The organism is Paenibacillus durus ATCC 35681 (genome assembly GCF_000993825.1).
Classification (GTDB): domain Bacteria; phylum Bacillota; class Bacilli; order Paenibacillales; family Paenibacillaceae; genus Paenibacillus_AQ; species Paenibacillus_AQ durus_B.
The window spans coordinates 3,493,492-3,519,041 of record NZ_CP011114.1 but is presented as its reverse complement, the minus strand read 5'-3'; the positions used below and the strand labels follow the sequence as shown (position 1 = coordinate 3,519,041).

Below are 25,550 nucleotides of genomic sequence, written 5' to 3'. Positions count from 1 at the left end.
GAGAATGGAATTGGCGGTTATTGGAGTTATCTTGGTTGTGGTGATCGCATTTATCGCACTTACGGTTAAAATCGTTCCGCAGCAGCGGGTAGGCATCGTCGAACGGCTCGGTAAATTTCACCGGCTGTTGACGCCGGGTCTCAATATTCTAATTCCGATTATCGACCACGTACGGACCTATCATGATCTGCGGATTCAGCAGACCAATGTGCCTCCGCAGACGGTGATCACGAAGGATAATGTACAGGTGCAGATCGATACAATTATTTTCTATCAGGTGGTGGGCCCGGAAGAAGCAACCTATGGCATTTCCGATTATGTATATGGGGTGCGGAACATCAGCACAGCCACGATGCGGCAGATTATCGGCAAGCTGGAGCTAGATGAGACACTGTCTGGCCGGGAGAAAATCTCGACCGAAATCCGCCTCGCTCTCGATGAAGCGACGGAGAAATGGGGCGTGCGGATTGAGCGGGTCGAAGTGATCGATATCAAGCCGCCGGTGGACATTCAGGAAGCGATGGATAAGCAGATGAAGGCGGAGCGGAATAAGCGGGCGATTGTGCTGGAGGCGGAAGCCGCCAGACAGGATATGATTTTGCGCGCGGAGGGCGATAAGCAGAGTAAAATCCTGAAAGCGGAGGGAGACAGGGAAGCAAGGATTCATCAGGCGGAAGGTCTGCGTCAAGCGCAGGAGTTGGAGGCGCTCGGCCAGGCCAAGGCGATTCAGTCGGTAGCGGAGGCGGAGAAGCAGCGGATTGAGCTCCTCAAAAGCGCGGGGCTGGATGAGCAGGTCCTTGCGTATCAGTCGTTCGAAGCTTTGGGAGAGATCTCCAAAGGACCGGCAAACAAGGTATTCCTGCCGACTGACGTCGTCAGAACGCTCGGAAGCTTGGGAGCAATGGCCGACGTATTCAAGGCTGGTAAAGACAAATAAACTGCGGAATTTTATTTTACAATTACGCCGTTTTCGGCTAAAGTAGGGGACACGGGCACCAACATCCGATCCGTGCTGTGTCCCTCTTTGTGGTCCCATTCTATACTTCGGGATTCCGGGAGAGCGGAACCAGCGGGAACATATCGTAAGGAGAGAAGATCGTGGCACAAAAAGAACTTTCGCCTTTTGTTGAACTGCTCGGCCTTGAGCATCATGTCGAGGGCGGCTGGTTTAAGGAAATCTGGAAATCATCCGTTCAAATTCCCCGGGAACTCCTGGGCGAAGACTACTCCGGTCCCCGTCCTGCGGCATCAACGATTTATTTTCTGCTGCATCCGGGCGAGATTTCCGAGTGGCATACCGTCCTGTCGGATGAGCATTGGCTCTGGCATGCCGGCAGCCCCCTTGTGTTAAGCCTTGGAGGAAACGGAGAACGTCCCGGTGATGTGCAGGAAATCGTATTGGGCCTTGATATCGCCGCGGGCCAGCAGCCACAGGCGCTCGTACCCGCCGGTGCATGGCAGGCCGCGAGACCGCTTGGCGATGAGCCGGTGCTCGTATCCTGTGTCGTAGCCCCGGGCTTTCACTATGATGATTTCCGGCTGATCGACAAGTCGGAGGGGTAGCGGCGGATTCGGCTGGAAACAGCCGAGCCGGCGAAACATTTGCTGTAATAACGGAGCGAAGGCTCCGTTTTTTCAATTCGTTGAAAGCGCTTGATTTTTGATGTTCGCATAAATTGCGGTTAGCTGTATTTTGTATTGCCGGGAGTGAATCTGTTATACTTAATTTTGGAAATCATACTTAGAAGAGCAGCATAGTCGGTTAAGTAGTTTTAGCATCCAATCCATAATTGAATCTGGAGGGAGTAGCGATGAGTCAGTTGAAAGGACCTTTTACCAGCGGACCTACTTTAAGTGACGGCGTAACGATGCCGTGGCTGGGACTTGGAGTATGGCAGACCAAGGATGGCGATGAAGTAATCCATGCGGTCAAATCTGCGATCGAACTCGGTTACCGTAGTATTGATACCGCCTCGGCTTATAAGAATGAAGAAGGCGTTGGTCAAGCCATTCGGGAATCCGGATTGCCGCGTGAGGAACTGTTTATTACCACCAAAGTATTCAATAGTGAACAAGGCTATGAGCAGACCTTGAAGGCCTGCGAGTCGAGTCGCAAGAAACTCGGCCTGGATGTTATCGACTTGTATCTGATCCACTGGCCGGTTAAGGATAAGTTCCGCGAGACATGGAAAGCGCTCATTCATTTGCAAAAAGAGGGCTATGTCAAATCGATCGGCGTCAGCAATTTTCAGATTCATCATCTGAGCAGCATCATAGACGACACCGGTGTCGTGCCTGTGGTGAACCAGGTGGAATTCCATCCGCTGCTGACTCAGCGCGAACTGCTGAAGTACTGCCGCGAGCAGAATATTCAACTCGAAGCCTGGAGCCCGCTGCTGCAGGGTAATCTAGACATTCCGCTGCTGCAGGACCTCGCGCAAAAATACGGAAAAACGCCTGCCCAGATCGTTCTCCGCTGGGATATCCAACAAGGTGTCATTACGATTCCGAAGTCGGTTCATGCCGATCGTATCCGGGAGAATGCCGGCATTTTTGACTTTACGCTCAGCGATGAAGATGTTCTGGCCATCGAAGGGCTGAACAAGAATCATCGCTATGGTCCGGACCCGGACAATTTCAATTTCTAGAAGGCCGCTTTCGGCCTGTCCAAATTGATTCGATGAAAAGGATGCCTCACAGCCACTTTCCGCAGCGGCCGAAGGCATCCTTTGTTTGTTAGGAGGATAATTCTGTTCATGGATGGGCGCTGCGTCGGCCCAGCTTTCTCATCAGAACAATACCGTGAAGAATGACCAGCATGCTGCATGCCATCGCCATGACTTGCCTTGCCTGATCACTGGCTGTAAGGGTATCAAAAATAACATGCCAGATTATGACCGGGATGATGCTCCACCGACTTTCCGCGCAGATCCAGGCGAGTACGACAGAGCCGTAAGCCAGGCTGATTCCCCAGCCAATGACACCAAACCCCATGCCGAGATAATTATCGTTAAACCAGAATGCCGGTAGATGCCATAACATCCAGATGGCCGCCACGATCAGGGCCGAAGCGAATAAAGAACGGCTGCGGTACAGTTCAGGCAGAAGAAAGCCGCGCCAGCCGCTTTCCTCTCCGATGCCAAAGGTTAGCATCCAGACAAGCGAGGTTTCCCAAATGTTGAAACCGGCGGGAGGGTCGGAGGTAAGTCCAAACCTGTGCATATCCGGAAAACTGCCGGTAACGAGGCGATGAGCCAGGATGGCAATACACCCGTAAGCGAGCGGAAGGCCGGATGAAATCAGCAGCCACCTTCGCGGGAATGAAAATGAAAACAGCGTCTTCATCCATGCGGAGAATCCTTTGCCGCCAGGCGAAAGCTCTACGACTGCGGCGCCAACAAGCGGTCCGAAGGAACCGAGATAGAATTGTCCGGGCAGGACGGGGAGATTCGCCGCGAGTTGCCTGTTCGCAAGCAGCGGGAGCCAGCAAATCCAGGTAAAGCCAAAGGCGACGGACAGAAACAGCATTAGTTTGTTATTGCTCCGCCTTTGGCTGGAGGAGAGGCCGGGAATTCATGATTACCAACTCCTTCATAATAGAGCGATCTATCCCTATAATGGAGGAAGACATTGCGCAGGAATACGGCAATATCACGCTTTATAAAGAACATAAAGCCCGCAGACCGCTATGAGAATAGATAGCTGCCTGCGGGCTGATCCGTTGTGACTCGGGTGTTTAGTGCGCCTCTACTGTTTAGATGGCGGCTAATCGCATGTTACTCAATGGCAATATTATAGGTGCGTAGCCAGAGATTGACCTGGGACAGATAAGCGAATAGCTGCGGGCCGGACATTAGCTGCCCGAACCAGGGCAGGTTGCTGGAGGACTCCGGTGATGCTGCAATTTCGCGAATTTTGGCGGAATCGATCAAAGGCAGAATAGGAGAAGAAGGATCGTCAAGAATGCTGAGCGCCTGCTGCCGAACGGCATTCAGATAGCCGGGATTATGCGTCTTGGGATAAGGGCTTTTTTTGCGGTATAGCACATCGTCTGGCAAAACTCCTTCAAGTGCCTTGCGCAGAATTCCTTTTTCCCGGCCGCCAGCGGTTTTAATTTCCCAGGGAATATTCCACACGTATTGAACAAGCCGATGGTCGCAATAAGGAACGCGTACTTCAAGACCGACACCCATGCTCATCCGGTCCTTACGGTCCAACAGAGTCGGCATAAACCGGGTTATGTTGAGGTAGGACATCACCCGCATCTGCGCCTGCTTACCGGTTTCGCCCTCAAGCCTTGGCGTCTCCGCTACCGCGTCGCTGTATCGGTCACCCAAATATTCGAGCGGACGAATCCATTCCCGGATCTCGGGTGAGAGCAGACCGGCCCGCATCTTGGGAGCAACGGCCCACGGGAAAGTTCCCGAGGACAGCATTTCTTCGCGATGAAACCAGGGATATCCGCCGAATATTTCGTCAGCCGCTTCACCGGAAATCGCCACCGTGGCGCCTTTTTTGATTTCTCGGCAGAACAAATACAGCGATGAATCGACATCCGTCATGCCTGGCAAATCGCGTGAGAACAGCGCATTGTCCAGCGCCTCCACCAGCTCATCCGTGTCGAATTGCACATAATGATGGCGGGTCCCCAGTTCATCGACCATCCGTTTGATCCAGGGTCCGTCAGCACCAGGCTGAAAGGAGTGGCTTTTGAAATATTTGTCATTGTCTACATAGTCGACCGAATAGGTATCCATCTGTCCCTGACCGGTCCGTTTATAATAATCCACGGCAAGCGCAGATAATGCGCTCGAATCAAGGCCCCCAGACAGCAGGGAGCAGACGGGGACGTCAGATACAAGCTGACGCTCTAGCGTATCCTGCAGCAGATCCCGTACCTTGGCGGCTGTCTCCTCCGGACTGTCCATATGGGGGGAACTTTCCAGCGTCCAGTAGGCATAGCTCCGCAGCCCTTCGCGGCTGTATATCATGGCATGGCCGGGGCGAAGCTCTGACATATCCTTGTATACGCCGTGTCCCGGCGTCCGGGCCGGACCGACTATAAAAATCTCCGCAAGTCCTTCCGGTCCCACGACCGGCCGGACCTTGGGATGCTGCAGCAGCGCCTTCGGCTCCGAACCGAAGATGAGCGTATCATCCGCTTTGCTGAAGAAGAGCGGTTTCACGCCCAGCCGGTCGCGTGCGAAGAATACCTGCTCGCGCAGACCGTCCCAGACGGCAAAAGCGAAGATACCGTTCAGCTTTTCCGCACAGTCCGGTCCCCACTCAATATAAGCATGCAGCAGCACCTCGGTGTCGCATTGGGTACGGAACTCATGTCCCCGCTGCTTCAGTTCATTTTTTAATTCGGGTGCATTATATAATTCTCCATTATAAACGATTGCATAGACCTGGTCTTCATGGCGGGCAATCATCGGTTGTGCACCGTTCTCGGGATCGATTACGCTGAGTCTGCGGTGTCCGAAAGCGATGGGGCCCGAGATCCAAGTCCCCGCCGCATCCGGACCGCGATTCGCTAAGGTTTCTGTCATTTTGACCAGCAGCCTGGAATCTTGCGTCAAATCTCCGCGCCACTGGATAAATCCGGTTATTCCGCACATGACGGTTCATCCTCTCTTGTGTGGATCGTTAATTACTGTGTCCCTATCTTTTTGCCAATTAGTACAGATATATGCCGAAGGAAGGCATAAAATGTATGTCCTTATCCGAACACTAGAGAGGGGGAAATTTGGTTTGGAGGGAAGGATGACCGATGTACTATATAAAGGATGCGAAAATACGCAGAATGCTTAAATATGACGGGGCGCCCTGTGCCGAAGTGGGGGTACTGCCGGGAGCCGTAGGTGACTCCGCGCTATTGGTCTATATTGTGGAAGATAACCGGGAAGAGGGGTATGAAATTGTCCGTATTTTGACCAATGATGCGGATACAGCCAGCGATTGGTTTGACAATAACATGCATGACGCCTTTGTCGATGTGACTTCAAGCGCATTTACAGGCAGCCCGGTCATGAGTCCAGAAGAAGAAAGGGACAAATTTCAACGGGAACTGCTGATTTTCGGGGATTTGAAAAAACAGCTAGAGCTGCGATTTCGGGACTATTCATAAGCCAACTCGAAATGAACATGAAGAAGGGAGTGTTTCTACTCGCCATATAGAGATTAAAGAACACTCCCTTAAGTATTCTGCAAAATAAGCGGATGATGCATCAGCGGCTCTTTAGCAGCTCCATTTCAACCTCCAGCTTGAACTGGCGGCGATTAAGGAGATCCATACCGGATTCCAGTGTATTGATGCGCTTGTTCGTCTTCTGCTCGAATACTTGCTGCGCCGTCTCAATGCGCTTTACTGTTTCAAGTGTCTCGAAAAGAGCTTGCTTGAACTCCCGTTGCTCAGCTCTCATATCCAATTGCTCCGCACGCATTTCCTGTTGTTGAGCTCGCATTTCCTGTTGTTGTACTTTCATTTCTTGCTGCTCCGCCCGCATTTCCTGTTGCTGTGCTTTCATTTCTTGCTGTTCTGCTTTAATCTCCTTCAGTTCGTTTAAGATCCTTTCGAACATGGCTTCACTCATGGTTGGCCGCCTCCTTGGAAATTTAATGGGTTGAAATGGATTTCAACACTCGTCCGACAACTCTATTCTCGGAGCCGTAACTTGCCCGAGCTTCGCGTATTATGGGGGAGAGCTTAACGTTATCGGTTAATAAAATAAAATGATCACCCTGGCAGTACACCCGTCGAAGCGCCGGCTCACCGTTAATCAGCACGACGGCAATTTCGCCGTCTGCCACCTTGTCTTGTTTGTGAATCAGCAGTAGATCGCCCTCGGCAATGCCGGCGGAAGACATACTATCATCCCTTGCCTGAAGATAGAAACATTCGCCGTCCTTAATCCACTTCTTGGGTGTGGCCTCGTAGCCTTTAACTTCGCGAACATGGAGATCATCGTTGTGAAAAGAAAGCTTGCCCGCAACAGGCAGCTGTACCAGCTCGGTCTCACGCGGCTCTGCGCCCAGCATTGTCTCCGTTCCTTCAAGCAGAGCGGCAAGCTCAACGTTCAGAGCTAAAGCAATCTCGCCAAGCCGGTCCATATCCACTTTGATCTCTCCGGTTTCGTACCGCTGAATGGTCTTTTTCGTAAGTCCGAGCGCGTCGCCAAGAGCCTGCAGGCTCAGTTGTCCAATGTTACGATGTTTGCGGATATTTCTGCCTACAATTTCATAAAACCGGGAGATTTCCTGAGTTTTGTTTATTTTAATCACGCGCCTTTATTTATTCAGAAATATTAAGAATGCAAATTTGATTCTTGTTGAAGTAATTATAACAAAATAAGACACGAAATCAAGTTTTTTATTTATCGTGTCTTATTCATTCTCTTCTGTTTCCTATAATCCCTTCATATTATTTTTTCGAAGAATTGTAACGTAATCAAAACTTGATCTCTCTGGTACAATCGTTATATAATAATTAACGTTGTTGCAATACATACCGTTGTGTCCCAATAGCTCAGCTGGATAGAGCATGCGCCTTCTAAGCGCACGGTCGGGGGTTCGAATCCCTCTTGGGACGTACAAAACCTTCCTACGGGAAGGTTTTTTGCGTACAGGGAAGATAACCCCCCGGGGTTCGTCGGAGCATAGGCATCGTTAGCATCCACTTCGCAGTCAGCCCGAAGGGCTGTACCCCGATTGGGACGTACAAACCTTCCTTCGGGAAGGTTTTTTGCGTTCAGGGAAGAGAACCCCAGGGTTCGTCGGAGCATCAACATCGTTAGCATCTGCATCGCAGTCAGCCCGTGAGGGCTGTACCCCGATTGGGACGTACAAAACCTTCCTTTGGGAAGGTTTTTTGCGTACAGGGAAGAGACCCCCTAGGGTTCGTCGGAGCATCAACATCGTTAGAATCTGCATGGCAGCCAACTCTCCTCCCTACAGCCGGTCCGGCGCAGGCAGGCCCAACACATCGAGCGCGTCTTTCAGTGTACCGGCGAATCTCCGGACCAGCCAAAGTCTGAAACGCAGCCGTTCCGGTTCGGCCCTCAGGATGGGGCAGGCGGAGTAAAAATTGTTAAACAGGGTAGCGAGCGTGTGCGCGTAACCGCAGATAGCGTTCGGCGCCAGATCCCTTCCCGCCGCATAGAGCGTGTCCGGCCAAAAAGCGATATGCCGCAGCAGAGCGGCCTCGGCTTTTTCCATAGGGTCCGGTATAACAACATCTTCATCTATGTTCTCGGCACTCATCGGCGCCTTGGCCAGAACGCTGACTGCACGCGCATGGGAGTACATCAAATACACGCCGGTGTTGCCGGATATTTCCGTCGCCTGGCGCAGATCGAACACCACCTCGGTTCCGAGATTGAAACGCAGCAGGTAGTAGCGGATGGCGGCGATAGCGATCGTCCGGCTAGGTAATCCATCTTTATCAGCACGGCTTTGTTCAATACTTTCCTCCACAAGGTTGATCAAATCACTGACTTTGATGCCGATCCCTTGGCGCCCGGACATGGCGTAAGAGGCTTTGCCGTCCGAAATGTCGATGCCAAGATCGGCTGCGGAAGCGGGACTTAGGGAAACGACGCCGTAACCCGCATGGTACAGCTTATCGGCCTGAGCGGAGTATCCCAGCGCCCGCAGCGCCTCTTTGACCATATTCTGGGGATACTCCTGCCTCGAATCAATGACATTAATGACGACATCGGCCCCGCCGAGTGGCAATCGTTCTCCTCCGGTGACCGTTGTATACAAGCTCTCTTCGAACTTTTTATACGTAAAATCCTTGTTGAGCAGCCCGAATTTCCAGAGATGGTAAGCAATATCCTTAGCCGTATACGTCAAAATCCCGTTCGAGCGCACCAGCACCTTATCCGTAATATGCTCCGACTCCTGCAGCCCTTGTTCCGTTCCCTGTTTAAGCACCCAACAGCCTGCCAGCTTCCCCTCGGTTTCCTGATAAAAAAGCGGTGTCTGCCGCAGACGCTCAAATGCCGCCGACCAGAACCCTTCCCTGACAATACTGCTTTCCCAGACCAGCAAATCATATTCGATGCCAAATGGCTTCATCTCCGCGATATGTTCCCGAACGATCCGTTCAGCGGCTAGGCTGCCGAGCCAGGCGACATTCCCCGCACCTTCTTCCAGCTCATGCAGCGTTTCGGCGCGTTTGGCCGCCATTTCCGGATTCACTGCATACTCTTTGTTGATTGCCGAGTAAATATCCCAGCAGTAATCACCGAAGCGGACATGCTCTCCGGTCAAAGGCACATTCAGCAGACCGACGACGGTATCCGTCAATTGATTGCCAAGATCGTCGATATAATTATGGACCTCGACCGCATAACCGATTCTTCTTAACATGCGCACGAGTGTGTCACCGATGCAGGAATTCCGCAGATGGCCGATATGCATGGATTTGTTGGGATTGACTGAGGTATGCTCGATGACCACTTTTTCCTCCGGTGCCGGAGGCGGAGCGAAATCCCGCCGGGCCCAAGCGTTCCAGCAGATATGAACATTAAGAAAGCCGGGAGCCGCCGTTTCCGCCTTTTCCAGCAAACCTTCCGCCAGACCTGCGGACTTCAATTCCTCCTGAATCAGCTGCGCAATGACAAGCGGCGGTTTACGCAATGTTCTGGCAAGCTGCATGGCAATATTGCTTGAATAATCCCCGTGCTCCGGGTTTGCGGGCTGCTCTACAACCACGGACAGTTCTTCCGAAATCTCCAAACCAAGACGTTTCATGACACGTTTTACGCTTTGCTCAATCTCTTTTTGAATAAGCCGGCTTAACATCCTAAAGACCCCCTTCTAAATATAAAAAAAAGCCCGCGTCTCAAAAAGAGACGAGGACTTGTGTTCTCGCGGTACCACTCTACTTGCCGGACCGGAAGGTCTGGCCGCTTACAGGATAACGGACCCATGCCGGGGCTTCCTACTGAGGTTTCGGAAGTCCGTCTCCCGGGTACGCTTCATGAAGGTCTTCCACCGGCTCCCACCAACCCGGCTCGCTGGGCATCAGAGGCCCTTCATTACTCTCCCGATCATCGACTGTCTATGAATTTTTTCTAATTATAAACGTTTTTTGGGAAAAAGCAATTTGTTCTTTCATTTTATTTACTTGCCGAAACTCCCAAACGTATGAGATAGCCACTGCATAATCTGCTTACGTATTCTACTTGAGAGGAGGAGTTATTCATGGGCGAAGTTGGCGGATATGGCGTTGGTTGCAATTCCTCAACTGCGATTCTGGTGCTGTTCATTCTGCTTGTAATCATCACCAAATCTCTGTGGGTATAATTTGTTCATGGAACGGAAAATCCCGCCAGGTCTCAGGGCCTGACGGGATTTTTTTAAGAATATTAAGAATGTTTTGCCGTTGATCTTGAAGAAGGGGAGAGTTCACGCTCCTGCCGTTACTTGTACTCGGATGCCTGATTTCCTAGGTCCGCCGCGATGCCATGCATAATGAGCCGGATCAGCAGCTCGATTTCTTCCTCATCGTTCCATTCCTTGTTCGGCTGCAGCAGCAGACGGGTCATAATGAAGCCGATGGTCGCGGATACCGAAAAGCGGATGATTGCTGGCGCCGGAAGGTCGATGATTTCCCCTTTTTGCTTAAAATGCTCGACTTGCGCGGAAAGCCGTTCAAGGACCTTGCCAATAATATCCTCCATGAACTGCTCGCGCAGCTTTGGATGAAACGGGATTTCCTGAATCAGGATTTGCAGGATCTTAAAGTTCTTGCGGGCGAAATCGAGCCGGTTCCGGATCAGGGCGCGCAGAAAATCCTCATAGCTGTCAAAAGACGTATCCAGCAAATTCCCGAAGTTTCTCATAACAAAAGGGGCAAGCAGCCGGCTCATCATCGGCCCGACAATGGACAGCAGCAAATCTTTCTTGGTCTTGTAGTATCGAAAAATCGTTCCCTCCGCTACGCCGGCCCTCTGGGCAATTTCGCTAGTCGCCGCGCCCGCATAGCCTTTTTCGGCAAACACATCCACGGCCGCCTGCAAAATCGCGATTTGCTTTGGCGTCATGTTTTCTTCATCGCCAAGAGCAAGCAGCTCCAGAGCCCACGACTCCGTATTATTGTCTGCAGAAAGATGTTCTGCCATAATGTCAACCCTCCAGACGTTTTCTGTCTGCCTATCGTACCATATATGAGGGCTTGATTTACATTTTGCGGTGCTTGCGGAGGGCCAGCACGTTCAGCACCATGAACACAAGCGAGAAGGCGATCAGCACATACACATCCGTCTCCACCGCGTTCCAGCCCTTGCCGCGAATCATAATGTTCGTCATTGCCTCGGCTCCATAGAATAACGGAGTCGCATATCCGACCCGCTGAAGCCAGAGCGGAAGGGTGTCCAGCGGAAATAATCCGCACAGAAAGATTTGCGGCACAATGACAAGCGGGATGAACTGAATCATCTGCAGCTCGTTTCCGGCATACGCCGACAGCAGCGTACCGAGCGTTAATGCCGTCATCGACAGAAGCAGCGTAATCAGCAGAACATAACCGAAGCTTCCGGCCATCATAATGCCCAGCACCTGAATGGAGAACCAGGAAATGAGCAGCGCCTGGAACACGGTGAAAATGCCGAAGCCGCAGACATAGCCGATGACGATTTCCCAGCGTTTAAGCGGTGTGGCAAGCAGGCGTTCGAGCGTTCCCGTCGTCCGTTCCCGCAGAAAGGAGACCCCGGCAATCAGGAAGACGAAAAAGAAGACGAATACGCCGATCATAATCGGTCCGAACCGGTCGATCGTCTTCATATCGGCAGAGCCGTACAGATAGCTGACCTGCGGTTGGATCGGGGCCCCCGCCTGCATCTGAGCTTGCCTGGAAATCTGCTGATCCCGGGCTGCCTGCTCCAGCGCCTGCATAACCGCCCGGTTAGCCGTAGGATTGCTTCCTTCCAGTATGACCTTCGGAGCACCGCCGTTAATCGAGATCAGCGCGTCAATTTCTCCATTTTTTAGCGCAAGGGTCCCTTCTTCTTCCGCATTATACTTTACTATCTGTGCATCATGCTTGGTCAACGCCTCAGATAGAACCGCCGCCTGGCCCGCAAGTCCGATACTAGGCTTATAAGTCTCCCCGCCAAATACCAGGCTCATCAGGCTGAGAACGAGCAGGGGGGCGACGAACATCAGGGCCATCGTTCTTTTATCGTGAATAAACTGCCGTAAAATGCGCAGCGTAAGCGCACCGATTCTCATGAGCGCACACCTCCGTAATACAGAAACGCTTCTTCAATGGATGAGGAGCCTGTGGCCTGAAGGAGATTCGCCGGAGTGTCTTCCGCAAGTAGACGGCCTTCGCGAATCATGCCGAGCTGGTCGCATTTTTCAGCTTCATCCATCACGTGGGTCGTAAGCACTATGGTAGTCCCCCGTTTATTCAGAGCTTTGAGCTCCCTCCAGATGGACATGCGGAGCACCGGATCGATGCCGACGGTCGGTTCGTCCAGAATGAGCAGCGGCGGCTCGTGCAGCAGGGCGATCGCCAGCGATAGCCGGCGCTTCATCCCCCCGGAGTATTGATTTACCTTTTTGCGGAGATGCTCTTCCAGATTAACGATTTCCATCACTTCCTTAATACGCTTGTTTCTCTGCTCTCTCCTAAGTCCGTAAAGTGAAGCGAAAAACTCCAGATTATCCTTGGCGCTAAGCTCGCTGTACAGCGCGTCGGACTGGGCCATGTAGCCTATTTGCGAGAGCAGGGACAGCTTGGGGACTTTCACTCCCAGCACATGCACTTCCCCCGAGTCGGCTTCATCAATTCCGGTCAGCAGCCTGACCAGTGTAGTCTTGCCGGAGCCTGAGGGACCCAGCAAGCCGAAAGTCTCGGCTTTGCGTACCTTGAGGCTGATGTCTTCCAGGACAACTTTGCTGCCGAATGCTTTGCGAATATGAGATACCGTAATTACAGGCGCTTCCTGGTTCATAAGAATCACTCCGTTCTTTTCAAATCAATATGAGTGAGTACTCACTCATTATATTAGATCAGAGTTCCTAAATTGTAAATCCTTTTCTTTGGGTTAATATTCCGTTGACAAAACTGCCTTCTCTGGGCAAAAAGAACTCGAAAAATCGGGACAAGTTCATCTTTACCAAATATTTCTCGGTAACAGATTTTACAACCAGGGCGGAAAATAACGTTAGAAGTTACCTATATGAAAAGGGTGAATCCATTTGAAGAGAAATCAGTGGTTAAGCGTGCTGATGGCTTCGGCGCTTCTTGTGTCTGTCAGTGAAGCAAGTGTTTATGCCGCAGCAGGCACGAACGGCAGCAAACCAGCAGCCGTGAAATCATCCGCCAAGGCGGCAAAAATTAAAGAAGGATCGGCAGCCTGGACGATTAACGGCGTTCAGCAAACCATCAAGACGATTGACGCCAGAGGATACAAGCTGTATTCGGTCAGCCAGCTTGCAGCCGGACTGGGCGCAGGTCTGAAAGCAGAAGCGGGAGGTCTCGCGCTGACAGACAGAGCAAGCGTACATACAATTAAGCTGAAAGCAGGCTCCAAGAGCTATTCGGTAGACGGCGTGAACCGGAGCTTCACAACGGCTCCAACCGTATATGGCGGGAAATTGTACGTTGAGCTGAGTGCAATTGTATATGGACTTGGCGGCGAACTGTTTGGCAGCCCGCTGCAAATTCTTAGCATCGCCCGGCCGCAGGGCGAATTCGATACGCTCCATTGGGCCGCTGACGGAAGCCTTCTCGCGAACCGTGAGGGAGAAACAACGGAAATTTATAAATTTGCGTCTAGCCCAGGCAGCTACAGACTGTTCTCTAGTGACAGCAGAGCCGCTGATTTCTCAGTTTCGGACGATCGCCGTTTCGGTGCATTCACGGACGAGTCGGGTCAATTGCTAGTCATCAATTTGGCCTCCGGAGCGGTACAGCCGCTTGGTACGGATACCAGCGTCAAGACGGATCTGACATGGTCGGCTGACGGCAAGACAATCTATTTTATCCAGGGAGACAAGCAAGAGAAACTTTCGAAAATTTCTGTGGATACCGGCGCTGTAACGGAACTGCTGGCGGATAAGGTGGAGAACAAATCCGAATTGCAAATTTCCGCAGACGGCAAGAAGGCGGTCTACATCGTCAACATTACCGGAACAGCCAAAAATGACGCCGACAGCACCGAAGATTCGCTGACGGTCGACTACAGCAAGGCTGGAGAGCAGCTGTACCAGCTTGACCTGTCTACAAAGGATGCGAAACCGGCCGCTCTGACCTCCTCGGGCGACAACAAGCTGTACCCTGAAATTCTGGCCGATGGAACCGTGGCCTACTTAAGTGCAGACCCTGACGGCAAAGCTCCCAATACCCTGAAGACGCTGAAGCCTGACGGAACCTTCGCAGACATTCCGCTTGATATCGAGGTTGTATGGGCGCAAGAAGGCGCAGGCGGATTGATCGCATCCGGTACGGCAGCTGACGGCACGTCGCGTATCTACGCCATTACGGCCGCCGGAGTAAGTAAGGAGTTATTCCGCACCACCCAGGACATTTCGGAAGTTGCGGTTTCCGGAGACGGCGCCAAGCTGGGAGTAATCTCGGGCGGCAAACTGTGGGAGATTGAGAACGGCAAGGCTGTGCAACTGACGAAATAAACACTTTTTCCAGCGTGAATTTATACTATATCGGCTTTCAAGCCGGAAGGGGAATTAATCATGAAATTATTTAAAAAAATCACATTTTCAGCCTTAGCTGCTGTATTTGCTGTTACGGCATCCTTCGCGGGAGGAGCTTCCGCAGCGGGAACGCTATCGGGTAAAATCACGGTCAACGGTTCGACAGCTCTGCTGCCGCTGACACTGCAGGCCGCCAAGGAATTTCAAAGAATGAATCCGAAGGTTAGAATAGCTGCTTCCGGTAAAGGCTCTGTAACTGGCCCTCAAGCCGTTAAGAAGGGTATCGCCGACATTGGCGCCTGCGACTGGGATGCCAGCATCGACGTTCCTGGCTTTAAAGCTTTTAGCGGACAGGTAGCGAACAAAGTTGCAGTTATTCCTTTTGCTACGATTGTCAATAAGAATGTCGGCGTGGACAATCTGACCACTGAACAGCTCAGAGGTATTTATTCCGGCAAAATTACGAACTGGAAGGAAGTCGGCGGTGCTGACGCGGATATCGTCGTTATTACCCGTGCTTTCGGTTCCGGTACTCGCGTTAACTACCAAGCCAAGGCGCTTGCAGGCGGCGATATCGTGAAAAAAGAGAAGAACTATAAAGAAACCGGCTCCAGCGGCGATATGAAAACGGCTGTTGCGACGACTCCTAATGCCATCGGATATATCGATTTGGTATATGTCAGCGGTGATGTGAAGGCCGTTAAGTACAACGGTGTAGCCGCTACTACTGAAAACGTCATTAACGGTTCCTACAAAATTTGGGCATATGGCTACTATATGACTAAAGGACAACCGACAGGCGCTGTTAAAGCCTTTATCGATTACGTTCAAAGCAAGAAGTTCCAACAGGGTTCGCTGAAAAAGCTGAAGTTCATCCCGATTTCGGCAATGAAGTAACTCCTTTGCGCATCCAATAGAACGAATGATATGAGCCAGCCTCCGGCGACAGCGGGGCTGGTTTTTTACAGGAGGACAAGTATGGTACAACCGACCTACGACTCACCCCCTGCGGTAAATGGAAGTCTCCACAGTAAAGGGGATACCCGCAGACGTCACTTTAGGCACTTGCTTTCGAATACCTTTGCCCGGTATTATTTTTTGTTCAGCATACTGGCGCTTTGCCTCGTGCTTGCGCTAGTCATCGTCTTTATCGGCAAGACGGCGATGCTGCTGCTTGGGCAGATTTCCCTGGCCGATTTCTTCCTCTCCTTTAACTGGACGCCGGAAGAAGATAAGTTCGGGGCTGCGGCATTTATCATCAATACGATATCGCTTACCGCGCTGACACTGCTGATTTCGGTACCGGTGTCGGTAGGAATGGCGATACTGACCGCCGAAATCGTACCGCCCTGGCTCAAACGCTTTATTCGGCCAATTCTTGATCTTCTAGTTGGTATTCCTTCCATTGTATATGGTTATCTCGGTCTGACTGTCCTCCTGCCGCTGTTGCGGCGCGCCAGCGGCGAGAGCCTTGGAGACGGTCTGCTGGCGGCGGCGCTCGTTCTGGCGCTGATGGTGCTGCCTACCATTGCCCGGATCAGTGACGATGCGATCACCGCCGTACCGGGTAAATACCGCGACGCCGCATACGCGCTCGGCTCTACCCGGCTTCAGGTCATTCTGCGCGTTGTTCTGCCAGCGGCCGGCAGGGGCATTCTAGCGGCGGTCATCCTTGGGATGACGCGGGCGATCGGCGAAACGATGGCCGTCGTAATGGTAATCGGCAACACGCCGCAGCTGGCCAAGACGCTGTTTACCCCGGCGTCGGTGCTGACAAGCAACATCGTTATGCAAATCTCCAACGTGGAATTCGACTCTACCTGGAACTATGCCCTGCATATGATGGCTTTTTTACTGCTGTTGATTTCTTTCTTGCTAATCGTGGTTATCCGCTTCTTGGGACGTAAAAGGAGGGAAGGATAATGAGCGATTTTTCCCGTACAAGGCACACAAGCTGGGCCGTCCGCCGCGATAAGCTGGCGACTTGCGGTTTTTACGGACTCGGAGCTTTGGTTATGCTGCTTATTTTCTGGCTGCTGTTTACGATTTTGAGCAAAGGGCTGCCCGGGCTTGATTTCTCATTCCTGATTCGCCAGCCCGAGGAGATCGATGCCGGCGGCGGCATCGGCCCCGTGCTGTTCAACTCTTTTTATATTTTGCTGATCTCTCTGGTTATTTCGGTTCCCATCGGGCTGGGTGCGGGAATTTATATGGCGGAGTATGCGCCGGATAACGCGTTTACCGGAGCGATGCGGATTTGCGTAGAGGCTCTGTCCTCCGTTCCATCCATCGTGTTCGGACTGCTCGGACTGGCTATTTTCGCGGAGTATTTCGGTTTAGGCCTGACCATACTCGGAGGCGGCGTCAGTCTGGCGCTGCTGAATCTGCCGATGCTGGCTCGGGTAACGGAGGAAGCGGTTCGGGCGGTTCCGAAAGAGCTGCGCGAGGCGGGCTATGCGCTTGGCCTGACCAAATTCTATTGCATCCGCAAAATTGTGCTGCCGGTGGCGCTGCCGTCTATCATCACGGGCATCTGTCTCGTTGCCGGACGGGCATTCGGGGAGTCGGCCGTAATTATTTTGACGGCGGGCCTCAGCACTTCGGGGGAAATGTGGGATTTCAATCTGCTCTCCCCGGGAGAGACGCTGGCTGTGCATTTATGGTACGTGCAGTCGGAGGCGATTGTTGAGGATGCCCGGCAGATCGCGGACAAATCCGCGGCCGTGCTCGTTATCGTCGTGCTCTTGATCAACCTGGCGTTCCGTCTGCCGCTCTGGTGGGCGAAGCGCGGGACGGGACGGCGGTAATTACGGAGTAGCCGCTAACGAAGCATAGGCCTCGGTGATCCCGTATGGAGTTTAAATCCAAGCGCAAAGAACCTTCCCGAGGGAAGGTTCTTTGTACGTCTTAATCGGGGTGCAGCCCTACGGGCTGACTGCGAAGTGGGTGCTAACGAAGCTGATGCTCCGACGAACCCCTAGGTGTTCTCATCTCCGGACGAGAAAAGGCCTTCCCAAAAGGGAAGACCTTTGACGTCCCAAGAGGGATTCGAACCCCCGACCGTGCGCTTAGAAGGCGCATGCTCTATCCAGCTGAGCTATTGGGACATAAAATACTGAAAAGCAAGCAAAAATTATAGTATCATAAAATCGACGAATATTCAACCTGTTTTTTCAAACCCGTCACAGGGTATGCTATAATCATCTACTGAGACGTTTTTGGAGAATCAGGAAGGAGGTGCCGTCATTCGAAATTCCAATTCCCCCATTAAAGAAAACATTGTGCTTTTCCCGAAAACGCTGGACTACTATCAAATTCAACTGACCGTTATGCTGGAAAGCGAACGTTACGGAGAAGCAGCTGAGCTGCTGCGTTTTTTACTGCAGTGCCAGGGGCAGGAAGAACGGCACTATGAGGAGTGGCAATCTCTGCTCGAGTGGCTGGAGGCGGCGTTTCCATATGCTTTAGAGCACAAATACATCAACGATTCTCCGGCTTATGAAGAAGATATAGGTGAACAAGAGATGGCCCGGCAGCTGGCCAAGACCAAGCTTCAAGAGGACCCGGAATACGGGAGCAAGCTGCTGCACCGGGTTATGCACGAGCCTTTATCGGAAGCGACACTGCTCGCTCTGGAACAACTGTCCCATTTTGAAGGGGATGAGGTGGATTACGCCCTGACCGACTGGGTTCAGAATCCGGGCATCCATCCTATTCTTCAATTCCGGACGCTGCAGACGCTTCGCCGGCGCGGTGTACAGGGTGCTGTGGAGTTGAAGCGCGGGCCGCAGAACATTATAGTGGACATTGATAATATTCCATTGCAGAAGGAGGATTTCCCTTCACAAATTGGCCAGGTGCTGGAACGGGTTGCGGAGCATACGGAGACGCATGAGCCCACTTTGTATTATTTTGCACAGGAACTGTGGGAGCAGTTTATCATGTCGATTTACGGTTCGGAAGCCTATCACGCGATTTTGACCGGTGAGGACGGAATTTTGGATCTATGGGCGGGAGCGCTGCATCAGACGGTTTCCGAGACGCTTAACGGAACAAGGAATGAAGAAGAGACTCGGGCGATGTACGGCATAACGGAGAGTATGCGGTTTCAGTTCGAACAAGCATACCGGATGCTGAACGGCTTTGCCGGAAAGCCTCAATAAAAGCCGCATTTCCTGGAAGTAAACGACCACAAGCTACTTGAAAAATATAATAATATTTTATATAATATAATGGTTATTCTGTGCGTGATATGTGAACCAATTTTGGAGGGGAAAGTAAACAATGAAAGCAACTTGGGAAAAAATAGAGAAGAACCTTGGCGTTCTTGAAGTTGAAGTAGACGCTGAGCGTGTAGCGAAAGCTCTCGACAAAGCCTTTAATAATGTCGTTAAAAAAGCAAATGTACCCGGCTTCCGCAAAGGTAAAGTGCCGCGGCCGATTTTTGAATCCCGTTTTGGCGTAGAAAGCCTTTACCAAGATGCCATCGACATTCTGCTGCCTGAAGCCTACGGCGAAGCGGTTGAGCAGACTGACATCTTCCCTGTAGACCGTCCTGAAGTGGATATCGAGCAGTTCGGCAAGGGACAAACCTTTAAGTTCAAAGCCACGATCACCGTTAAGCCTGAAGTAACGCTTGGCGAGTACAAAGGAATTGAAGTTCCCGCTCAACAAGCGGAAGTTACCGACGAAGAGCTGGGTGCTGAACTCAAGCGCCTGCAAGAGCGTCATGCTGAGCTCGTTGTTGTCGAAGACGCACCGGCAGCGAGCGGCGACATTGCCGTGATCGATTTTGACGGATACGTCGACGGAGAAGCTTTTGAAGGCGGCAAAGCGGAGCGCCATTCTCTGGAACTGGGAAGCAACTCCTTCATTCCTGGATTCGAGGATCAAGTCATCGGTATGGCTACCGGCGATTTCAAGGATGTCGAAGTAACTTTCCCTGAAGAATATCAAGCCGAGCATCTTGCAGGCAAACCAGCCGTATTCAAAGTGAAACTGCATGAAATCAAACGCAAGCAGCTTCCTGAACTGGACGACGAATTTGCCAAAGACGTAAGCGAGTTCGAAACGCTCGACGAATATAAGGAAGATCTGAAGAAACAACTGGAATCCCGTAAGGCCGATGAGCTGAAAGGCGTGAAGGAAAACGCTGTTGTTGACAAGGCTGCTGCCAATGCTGAAGTTGAAATTCCTCAAGCGATGATTGACAGCGAAATTCAGAACATGATCCGCGATTTCGATATGCGTCTTCGTCAGCAGGGCATGAACATGGATATGTTCCTCAGCTTCTCCGGACAAACTCAAGATGACCTGCGGGAACAAATGAAGAATGATGCTGAGCAGCGCGTTCGCAACAATCTGGTTCTTGAAGTGATCGCGAAGCAAGAGAACATTACGGTTTCTGACGAAGAATTTGAAGAAGAACTGTCCAAAATGGCAGAGACTTACAGACGTTCTCCGGAAGAGATTCGCGGCATTCTTGCAGCCAACGGTTCGCTGGACAGCTTGAAGGGCGAAATTTCGCTTCGCAAGACCATCGAGTTCCTCGTGGAGAACAGCAAAGAAGTTGAAGCTCCGGCCGAGGCTGCGGAAGCGAAATCCGAAGAAGCAAGCGCTGAATAATTATCATATAGACTTTAGAGCGTGTTAACTAGAGCGGTCCATTTTGGGCCTCATACCCAAGAGATAAGGTGCGTATATTTTGTCTACGTGCCTTATTTTTTTGAAGAGATGCCTTTCTCTAAGTGAAAAAATGACATTGCGCCTTGAACGTGTTAAAATACATCTGAAAAGGCAAGACTAATTTGTATAGAGAAATGAGGTTGGTGGCATGAGTCTGGTACCAATGGTTGTGGAATCGACGAATCGAGGAGAACGCTCTTACGACATCTACTCCCGATTGCTCAAGGACCGCATCATTTTCCTGAGCAACGCGATTGATGATGATGTTGCCAATCTGGTAATCGCCCAATTGCTGTTTCTGGCAGCCGAGGACCCTGAGAAGGATATCAACCTGTACATCAATTCGCCCGGTGGTTCTGTAACAGCCGGCATGGGTATATATGATACGATGCAATTTATCAAGCCAGATGTATCCACGATTTGCGTAGGAATGGCGGCTAGCATGGGCTCGCTTCTTTTGACGGCCGGGGCGCCCGGTAAAAGATATGCGCTATCCAACAGCGAGGTGATGATTCACCAACCGCTTGGCGGCGTTCAGGGTCAGGCGTCTGATATTTGGATTCACACGGACTGGATTCTCAAAACAAGACAGAAGCTGAATCAGATTTATGTAGAGCGCACAGGACAGCCCCTTGAAAAAATCGAGCGCGACACGGACCGTGATAACTTCATGAGCGCGGAAGAAGCAAAGGCATATGGCCTGATTGACGAGGTTCTGGCTTCACCGATCAAATCCTAAGGGGTGATTAAATGTTTAAATTTAATGATGAAAAAGGGCAGCTGAAATGCTCTTTCTGCGGAAAATCGCAGGAGCAAGTACGCAAGCTCGTAGCAGGGCCCGGCGTTTATATATGCGATGAATGTATCGAACTGTGCACGGAGATTGTAGAGGAAGAGCTCGGACATGAGGAAGAGCTGGATCTGAAGGATATTCCGAAGCCAAAGGAGATCCGCGACATTCTCGATCAGTATGTTATTGGTCAGGAACAAGCCAAGAAATCGCTGTCTGTTGCGGTGTACAACCACTACAAACGGATTAACAGCCAAAGCAAGATTGAAGATGTTGAGCTGACGAAGAGCAACATTCTGCTGCTTGGTCCGACGGGCTCGGGTAAGACGCTGCTGGCGCAGACGATGGCCAAGATTATCAATGTACCGTTCGCGATTGCGGATGCTACTTCCTTGACGGAAGCGGGCTATGTCGGCGAAGACGTCGAGAACATTCTGCTTAAGCTGATTCAAGCCGCAGACTATGATGTGGAAAAAGCCGAGCGCGGCATTATCTATATTGATGAAATTGATAAAGTGGCTCGTAAATCCGAGAACCCGTCGATTACCCGTGACGTTTCTGGCGAAGGAGTTCAGCAGGCACTGCTGAAGATCCTCGAAGGAACGGTCGCCTCGGTGCCGCCGCAGGGCGGACGGAAGCATCCGCATCAGGAATTCATTCAAATTGATACGACGAACATCCTGTTCATCGTCGGCGGTGCTTTTGACGGACTGGAACAGCTGATTAAGCGCCGTGTCGGTAAAAAGGTGATTGGCTTTAACGCATCCGAAGGCGGTCAAAAGGAACTGAAAGCCGGAGAGTATCTGTCGATGGTTCTGCCGGAGGATCTGCTGAAATTCGGTCTGATCCCCGAGTTTGTCGGCCGTCTGCCGGTCATCTCAACACTCGAGCCACTTGACGAGAAGACGCTGGTGCGTATCTTGTCCGAACCGAAGAACGCATTGACGAAGCAGTACGCCAAGCTGCTGGAAATGGATAATGTATCGCTGAAGTTCGAACCGTTGGCTCTGGAAGCCATCGCGAAGGAAGCGATCAAGCGCAATACCGGAGCGCGCGGTCTTCGCGCCATCATTGAGAGCATTATGCTTGATGTGATGTACGAAGTGCCTTCCCGCGATGACATCAAGGATTGCGTCATTACGGAGAAGGTCGTTCATGAGAAGGCGCTGCCTGAACTGAACCTCAAGAAAGACAAGAAGCAAGAGGAAAGCGCGTAATAGCTAGCCTTACAATACAGGCCTTATGTCTCCACCTTCTTCCGCCCCCCGTCTCATGCGGGAGCGAGGGGGTGGAGCTTTGGGCGTTATGGGGGAGAAACCATGTTCCTTAGACATCAGACGCGTCCAGTAAATGTGGGAGGCATCACAATCGGAGGAAATAATGAGGTTGTCATCCAAAGCATGTGTACCACTAAGACGGCAGATATTGAGGCTACGGTAGCCGAAATTCTCCGGCTTGAGGAAGCGGGCTGTCAACTGGTGCGCGTCACGGTGAATAATGAAGAGGCTGCTGCGGCCATCAAGGAAATCAAGCAACGGATTCATATTCCGCTCGTTGCGGATATTCATTTTAATTATAAGCTGGCCTTGCTCGCGATCGAGAATGGCATCGATAAGGTGCGAATTAACCCTGGCAATATTGGACGGCGCGAAAAAGTGGAAGCGGTTGTCAAGGCTTGCAAAGACAAGGGCATTCCGATTCGCATCGGCGTCAATGCCGGTTCGCTGGAGGCTCATCTGCTGGAGAAATACGGCTACCCGACGCCGGAAGCGATGGTGGAAAGCGCTCTGTACCATATCGGAATTCTGGAAGAGCTCAACTTCCATGACATTATCGTGTCATTGAAGGCTTCTGACGTTCCGATGGCAATTGAAGCCTACCGCAAAGCGGCTGAGGTCATTCCTTATCCGCTGCATCTGGGCATTACCGAATCGGGCACCCTGTTCGCCGGTACCGTGAAGAGCTCGGCAGGCATTGGCGCTCTCCTCTTCATGGGAATCGGCAATACCGTACGCATTTCGCTCAGCGCCGATCCGGTAGAGGAAGTCAAGGTGGCGCGCGAGCTACTCAAGACATTTGGCCTCATCGCGAATGCGGCCACCCTCATCTCCTGTCCGACCTGCGGAAGGCTTGACATCGATCTGTTCTCTATTGCGAATGAAGTCGAGGAGTATATCTCCAAGATCAAGGTGCCGATCAAGGTATCGGTGCTTGGCTGTGCGGTGAACGGACCCGGCGAAGCCCGCGAGGCCGACATTGGTATTGCTGGAGCACGCGGCGAAGGTCTGCTGTTCCGATACGGACAAATGATCCGCAAAGTTCCGGAGGCGGATTTGCTGACTGAGCTGAAGAAAGAAATCGATGCGATTGTGTCCCATTATGAAGCCACCGGGGAAATCCCCGGCCGCAAGGCTCATCACGAGTCCATGCAGGGAGCGGGGATATCGGAAGACTGAGCATTAAGAATCTCATAAGTTTAAGGTTGCGGTCTTTTCCCGCCAGCGGGAAGGGGCCGTGTTTTTTTCGAGCTCAGAAGCAAGTTTTAACGCAAAGCCTTCGCCTTGTTTCGCCTTGTTTTGGTAAATCCTCTCCAATGCGTTTAGCCGTTAGGGAAACGGCTATACTACCTAGTAGTACCAATGAATGGGAGGATGACTTATGGAACTGAGCATAGTGCTGATGGTCGTGCAGTTATTTTTCGCGCTGGTCATCGGCGTTTACTTTTGGAATCTGCTCCGGGGACAAAAGACAAACAAGACGGCGGTGGAGCGGGAGTCGCGCAAGGAACTGGAGAAGCTGCGGAAAATGCGGGCGATCTCGCTGACGAAGCCGCTGGCCGAGAAGACACGTCCGGCTGCGATCAAGGATATCGTTGGGCAGAAGGATGGTCTACGGGCCCTGAAGGCGGCGCTGTGTAGCGCCAACCCCCAGCACGTTATCATTTACGGCCCTCCCGGTGTGGGTAAGACGGCGGCTGCCCGCGTCGTGATGGAGGAAGCGAAAAAAAATCCGTACTCTCCTTTCAAGGCGGATTCCAAGTTTACGGAAATTGATGCCACGGCGGCACGATTTGACGAGCGGGGCATCGCAGATCCTCTGATCGGCTCCGTGCATGATCCCATTTACCAAGGAGCCGGAGCGATGGGCGTAGCGGGTGTGCCTCAACCTAAGCCGGGGGCGGTAACGAAGGCGCATGGAGGGATTTTGTTTCTGGATGAAATTGGAGAACTGCATCCCATTCAGATGAATAAGCTGCTTAAAGTGCTGGAGGACCGCAAGGTTCTGCTGGAAAGTGCATATTATAATTCGGAGGACAGCAATACGCCGGCTTATATCCACGACATTTTCCAGAATGGCCTGCCCGCTGATTTCCGGCTGGTTGGCGCGACTACACGCTCGCCTCAGGAGATTTCTCCTGCGCTCCGTTCGCGCTGCATGGAAATCTATTTCCGGCCGCTGCTTCCGGATGAAATTTCGCTTATCACCCGGGACGCGATTCAGAAAATCGGGCTAAAGCCAAGCCCGGACGCCGTCTCTGTTGTCCAGAAGTATGCTACGAACGGGCGCGAGGCGGTCAATATGGTTCAGCTCGCGGCAGGCCTTGCGCTTACGGAACAAAAAGAAACTATAAGCGCGGCCGATGTGGAATGGGTAGCGGGCAGCAGCCAGCTGCCGCTGCGCACCGAGCGCAAGATTCCTTCCGAGCCCCAAGTAGGGCTCGTGAACGGGCTGGCGGTCTGCGGTCCGGGAATGGGTACGCTGCTTGAGATCGAAGTCTCGGCGGCTCCTGCCGCGAATGGAGCAGGCAGATTGAATATTACCGGGGTTGTCGATGAAGAAGAAATCGGCGGCGGCTCACGTACGCTTCGCCGCAAGAGCATGGCTAAGGGATCGGTTGAGAACGTCCTGACCGTTCTGCGCTCCATGAACCTTTCACCTGACAGCTATGATCTGCATGTGAATTTTCCGGGCGGCACCCCCATCGACGGGCCTTCGGCCGGGCTCGCAATGGCCGTTGCGATTGTGTCGGCAATCCGGGGTCTGCCGGTGGACAATACGGTAGCAATGACCGGGGAGATTGGCATTCGCGGCAGGGTGAAGCCGGTCGGCGGCGTAGTAGCGAAGGTGGAGGCGGCTTTGCAGGCCGGCGCCACGACGGTGCTCGTGCCCAAAGACAATTGGCAATCACTGTTCGCCGATTTGGCGCAGGTGCGCGTCGTTCCTATTGAGACCGTGGAAGAGGCATTCCGCCTTCTGTTCGGCGCCCATCTCGAAGATGTCCGACTGTCCGCCGTTGCCGGAGACACTTTTGCGGCGTCTCCGGCGCTGCTTAAGGCGGATGCTTCGGGAGAAAGCGCCAATCTATAAAACCGTGCCAATTTCTCAAGCTGCCGGTCGGTTCCGG

Annotated in this window: 23 protein-coding genes, 2 tRNA genes and 1 other annotated feature; of the genes, 16 read left to right on the top strand and 9 right to left on the bottom strand. The window is 52.1% G+C overall.

Features of this window, described 5'->3' with window-relative positions; all coding sequences use genetic code 11:
- Positions 1-4: 4 nt before the first annotated feature.
- The 3 genes from VK70_RS16250 (at position 5) to VK70_RS16240 (ending at position 2,648) form a co-directional block, all read left to right on the top strand.
- The gene (locus VK70_RS16250; protein WP_025698299.1) at positions 5-937 is read left to right on the top strand and encodes an SPFH domain-containing protein; all 933 of its coding nucleotides are present in this window, start codon (positions 5-7) and stop codon (positions 935-937) included.
- Positions 938-1,098: 161 nt separating this feature from the next.
- Positions 1,099-1,563 carry a cupin domain-containing protein gene (locus tag VK70_RS16245; RefSeq protein ID WP_046723511.1) on the top strand — a complete coding sequence of 155 codons (465 nt, stop codon included), beginning with the start codon at positions 1,099-1,101 and terminating at the stop codon, positions 1,561-1,563.
- A gap of 248 nt (positions 1,564-1,811) precedes the next feature.
- Complete coding sequence (locus VK70_RS16240; RefSeq protein WP_025695484.1) at positions 1,812-2,648, top strand: aldo/keto reductase; 837 nt, start codon at positions 1,812-1,814, stop codon at positions 2,646-2,648.
- A 106-nt stretch (positions 2,649-2,754) separates the two neighbouring features.
- Here VK70_RS16240 and VK70_RS16235 read toward each other — a convergent pair whose 3' ends face one another.
- Together VK70_RS16235 and asnB are read right to left on the bottom strand one after the other, a co-directional pair.
- Positions 2,755-3,528, bottom strand: coding sequence for a CPBP family intramembrane glutamic endopeptidase (locus VK70_RS16235; protein WP_025695483.1), 774 nt, complete (start codon positions 3,526-3,528; stop codon positions 2,755-2,757).
- 248 nt (positions 3,529-3,776) lie between these two features.
- Positions 3,777-5,621: an asparagine synthase (glutamine-hydrolyzing) gene (asnB, locus tag VK70_RS16230; protein WP_025695482.1), complete on the bottom strand. Its 1,845-nt coding sequence runs from the start codon at positions 5,619-5,621 to the stop codon at positions 3,777-3,779.
- A 152-nt stretch (positions 5,622-5,773) separates the two neighbouring features.
- Here asnB and VK70_RS16225 point away from each other — a divergent pair, with 152 nt between their 5' ends.
- Positions 5,774-6,130: a hypothetical protein gene (locus VK70_RS16225; RefSeq protein ID WP_025695481.1), complete on the top strand. Its 357-nt coding sequence runs from the start codon at positions 5,774-5,776 to the stop codon at positions 6,128-6,130.
- Between the two features lie 100 nt (positions 6,131-6,230).
- Here the strand turns inward: VK70_RS16225 and VK70_RS16220 are convergent, their stop codons facing one another.
- Positions 6,231-6,596 (bottom strand): hypothetical protein, encoded by a 366-nt coding sequence (locus VK70_RS16220; protein ID WP_025695480.1) that lies wholly within the window; start codon positions 6,594-6,596, stop codon positions 6,231-6,233.
- A 22-nt stretch (positions 6,597-6,618) separates the two neighbouring features.
- Positions 6,619-7,284, bottom strand: coding sequence for a LexA family protein (locus VK70_RS16215; protein WP_025695479.1), 666 nt, complete (start codon positions 7,282-7,284; stop codon positions 6,619-6,621).
- Positions 7,285-7,517: 233 nt separating this feature from the next.
- Between VK70_RS16215 and VK70_RS16210 the strand changes: the two genes are divergently transcribed.
- Positions 7,518-7,591, top strand: a tRNA-Arg gene (locus tag VK70_RS16210).
- Between the two features lie 359 nt (positions 7,592-7,950).
- Here the strand turns inward: VK70_RS16210 and VK70_RS16200 are convergent.
- Positions 7,951-9,810 carry an arginine--tRNA ligase gene (locus VK70_RS16200; RefSeq protein WP_046723509.1) on the bottom strand — a complete coding sequence of 620 codons (1,860 nt, stop codon included), beginning with the start codon at positions 9,808-9,810 and terminating at the stop codon, positions 7,951-7,953.
- 43 nt (positions 9,811-9,853) lie between these two features.
- Positions 9,854-10,071: a binding site (T-box leader), on the bottom strand.
- 141 nt (positions 10,072-10,212) lie between these two features.
- On the opposite strand from VK70_RS16200, the gene VK70_RS28725 reads away from it, so the two are divergent.
- Positions 10,213-10,314, top strand: a complete 102-nt coding sequence (locus VK70_RS28725; RefSeq protein WP_201778732.1) for a sporulation protein YjcZ — start codon at positions 10,213-10,215, stop codon at positions 10,312-10,314.
- A 116-nt stretch (positions 10,315-10,430) separates the two neighbouring features.
- Here the strand turns inward: VK70_RS28725 and VK70_RS16195 are convergent, their stop codons facing one another.
- Genes VK70_RS16195 through VK70_RS16185 form a run of 3 tightly spaced genes read right to left on the bottom strand, consistent with a single transcriptional unit; the run spans position 10,431 to position 12,968 of the window.
- Positions 10,431-11,132, bottom strand: a complete 702-nt coding sequence (locus tag VK70_RS16195; RefSeq protein ID WP_025695029.1) for a TetR/AcrR family transcriptional regulator — start codon at positions 11,130-11,132, stop codon at positions 10,431-10,433.
- A gap of 58 nt (positions 11,133-11,190) precedes the next feature.
- Positions 11,191-12,240: an ABC transporter permease gene (locus VK70_RS16190; RefSeq protein ID WP_025695028.1), complete on the bottom strand. Its 1,050-nt coding sequence runs from the start codon at positions 12,238-12,240 to the stop codon at positions 11,191-11,193.
- Positions 12,237-12,968, bottom strand: a complete 732-nt coding sequence (locus VK70_RS16185) for an ABC transporter ATP-binding protein (RefSeq protein WP_025695027.1) — start codon at positions 12,966-12,968, stop codon at positions 12,237-12,239. Before VK70_RS16185 ends, VK70_RS16190 begins: the two co-directional genes overlap by 4 nt.
- 247 nt (positions 12,969-13,215) lie before the next feature.
- On the opposite strand from VK70_RS16185, the gene VK70_RS16180 reads away from it, so the two are divergent.
- From VK70_RS16180 to pstA, 4 genes are all read left to right on the top strand, one after another.
- Positions 13,216-14,649, top strand: a complete 1,434-nt coding sequence (locus tag VK70_RS16180; protein WP_025695026.1) for a TolB family protein — start codon at positions 13,216-13,218, stop codon at positions 14,647-14,649.
- A 60-nt stretch (positions 14,650-14,709) separates the two neighbouring features.
- The gene (locus VK70_RS16175) at positions 14,710-15,567 is read left to right on the top strand and encodes a phosphate ABC transporter substrate-binding protein (RefSeq protein ID WP_025695025.1); all 858 of its coding nucleotides are present in this window, start codon (positions 14,710-14,712) and stop codon (positions 15,565-15,567) included.
- 81 nt (positions 15,568-15,648) lie between these two features.
- Positions 15,649-16,593 (top strand): phosphate ABC transporter permease subunit PstC, encoded by a 945-nt coding sequence (pstC, locus tag VK70_RS16170; protein WP_025695024.1) that lies wholly within the window; start codon positions 15,649-15,651, stop codon positions 16,591-16,593.
- Positions 16,593-17,477 carry a phosphate ABC transporter permease PstA gene (gene pstA, locus VK70_RS16165; RefSeq protein ID WP_025695023.1) on the top strand — a complete coding sequence of 295 codons (885 nt, stop codon included), beginning with the start codon at positions 16,593-16,595 and terminating at the stop codon, positions 17,475-17,477. Before pstC ends, pstA begins: the two co-directional genes overlap by 1 nt.
- Positions 17,478-17,703: 226 nt before the next feature.
- On the opposite strand, the gene VK70_RS16160 is transcribed toward pstA, so the two are convergent.
- Positions 17,704-17,777 (bottom strand) — tRNA-Arg (locus VK70_RS16160).
- A 174-nt stretch (positions 17,778-17,951) separates the two neighbouring features.
- Here VK70_RS16160 and VK70_RS16155 point away from each other — a divergent pair.
- From VK70_RS16155 to lonB, 6 genes are all read left to right on the top strand, one after another.
- Positions 17,952-18,833 (top strand): hypothetical protein, encoded by an 882-nt coding sequence (locus VK70_RS16155; RefSeq protein ID WP_179945318.1) that lies wholly within the window; start codon positions 17,952-17,954, stop codon positions 18,831-18,833.
- A 121-nt stretch (positions 18,834-18,954) separates the two neighbouring features.
- Positions 18,955-20,295, top strand: coding sequence for a trigger factor (gene tig, locus VK70_RS16150; protein WP_025695021.1), 1,341 nt, complete (start codon positions 18,955-18,957; stop codon positions 20,293-20,295).
- Between the two features lie 208 nt (positions 20,296-20,503).
- Positions 20,504-21,094 carry an ATP-dependent Clp endopeptidase proteolytic subunit ClpP gene (clpP, locus tag VK70_RS16145; protein ID WP_025689984.1) on the top strand — a complete coding sequence of 197 codons (591 nt, stop codon included), beginning with the start codon at positions 20,504-20,506 and terminating at the stop codon, positions 21,092-21,094.
- An 11-nt stretch (positions 21,095-21,105) separates the two neighbouring features.
- Complete coding sequence (gene clpX, locus VK70_RS16140; RefSeq protein WP_025695020.1) at positions 21,106-22,362, top strand: ATP-dependent protease ATP-binding subunit ClpX; 1,257 nt, start codon at positions 21,106-21,108, stop codon at positions 22,360-22,362.
- Between the two features lie 102 nt (positions 22,363-22,464).
- Positions 22,465-23,601, top strand: coding sequence for a flavodoxin-dependent (E)-4-hydroxy-3-methylbut-2-enyl-diphosphate synthase (gene ispG, locus VK70_RS16135; RefSeq protein ID WP_025695019.1), 1,137 nt, complete (start codon positions 22,465-22,467; stop codon positions 23,599-23,601).
- Between the two features lie 202 nt (positions 23,602-23,803).
- Positions 23,804-25,513, top strand: a complete 1,710-nt coding sequence (lonB, locus tag VK70_RS16130; protein ID WP_025695018.1) for an ATP-dependent protease LonB — start codon at positions 23,804-23,806, stop codon at positions 25,511-25,513.
- The last annotated feature ends 37 nt before the right edge of the window (positions 25,514-25,550 follow it).

Coding starts and splice junctions, on each gene's coding strand:
- VK70_RS16250 (WP_025698299.1), top strand. CDS start 5: ATGGAATTGGCGGTTATTGGAGTTATCTTGGTTGTGGTGATCGCATTT.
- VK70_RS16240 (WP_025695484.1), top strand. CDS start 1,812: ATGAGTCAGTTGAAAGGACCTTTTACCAGCGGACCTACTTTAAGTGAC.
- VK70_RS16235 (WP_025695483.1), bottom strand. CDS start 3,528: ATGCTGTTTCTGTCCGTCGCCTTTGGCTTTACCTGGATTTGCTGGCTC.
- asnB (WP_025695482.1), bottom strand. CDS start 5,621: ATGTGCGGAATAACCGGATTTATCCAGTGGCGCGGAGATTTGACGCAA.
- VK70_RS16225 (WP_025695481.1), top strand. CDS start 5,774: ATGTACTATATAAAGGATGCGAAAATACGCAGAATGCTTAAATATGAC.
- VK70_RS16220 (WP_025695480.1), bottom strand. CDS start 6,596: ATGAGTGAAGCCATGTTCGAAAGGATCTTAAACGAACTGAAGGAGATT.
- VK70_RS16200 (WP_046723509.1), bottom strand. CDS start 9,810: ATGTTAAGCCGGCTTATTCAAAAAGAGATTGAGCAAAGCGTAAAACGT.
- VK70_RS28725 (WP_201778732.1), top strand. CDS start 10,213: ATGGGCGAAGTTGGCGGATATGGCGTTGGTTGCAATTCCTCAACTGCG.
- VK70_RS16195 (WP_025695029.1), bottom strand. CDS start 11,132: ATGGCAGAACATCTTTCTGCAGACAATAATACGGAGTCGTGGGCTCTG.
- VK70_RS16190 (WP_025695028.1), bottom strand. CDS start 12,240: ATGAGAATCGGTGCGCTTACGCTGCGCATTTTACGGCAGTTTATTCAC.
- VK70_RS16185 (WP_025695027.1), bottom strand. CDS start 12,968: ATGAACCAGGAAGCGCCTGTAATTACGGTATCTCATATTCGCAAAGCA.
- VK70_RS16175 (WP_025695025.1), top strand. CDS start 14,710: ATGAAATTATTTAAAAAAATCACATTTTCAGCCTTAGCTGCTGTATTT.
- pstC (WP_025695024.1), top strand. CDS start 15,649: ATGGTACAACCGACCTACGACTCACCCCCTGCGGTAAATGGAAGTCTC.
- pstA (WP_025695023.1), top strand. CDS start 16,593: ATGAGCGATTTTTCCCGTACAAGGCACACAAGCTGGGCCGTCCGCCGC.
- tig (WP_025695021.1), top strand. CDS start 18,955: ATGAAAGCAACTTGGGAAAAAATAGAGAAGAACCTTGGCGTTCTTGAA.
- clpP (WP_025689984.1), top strand. CDS start 20,504: ATGAGTCTGGTACCAATGGTTGTGGAATCGACGAATCGAGGAGAACGC.
- clpX (WP_025695020.1), top strand. CDS start 21,106: ATGTTTAAATTTAATGATGAAAAAGGGCAGCTGAAATGCTCTTTCTGC.
- ispG (WP_025695019.1), top strand. CDS start 22,465: ATGTTCCTTAGACATCAGACGCGTCCAGTAAATGTGGGAGGCATCACA.
- lonB (WP_025695018.1), top strand. CDS start 23,804: ATGGAACTGAGCATAGTGCTGATGGTCGTGCAGTTATTTTTCGCGCTG.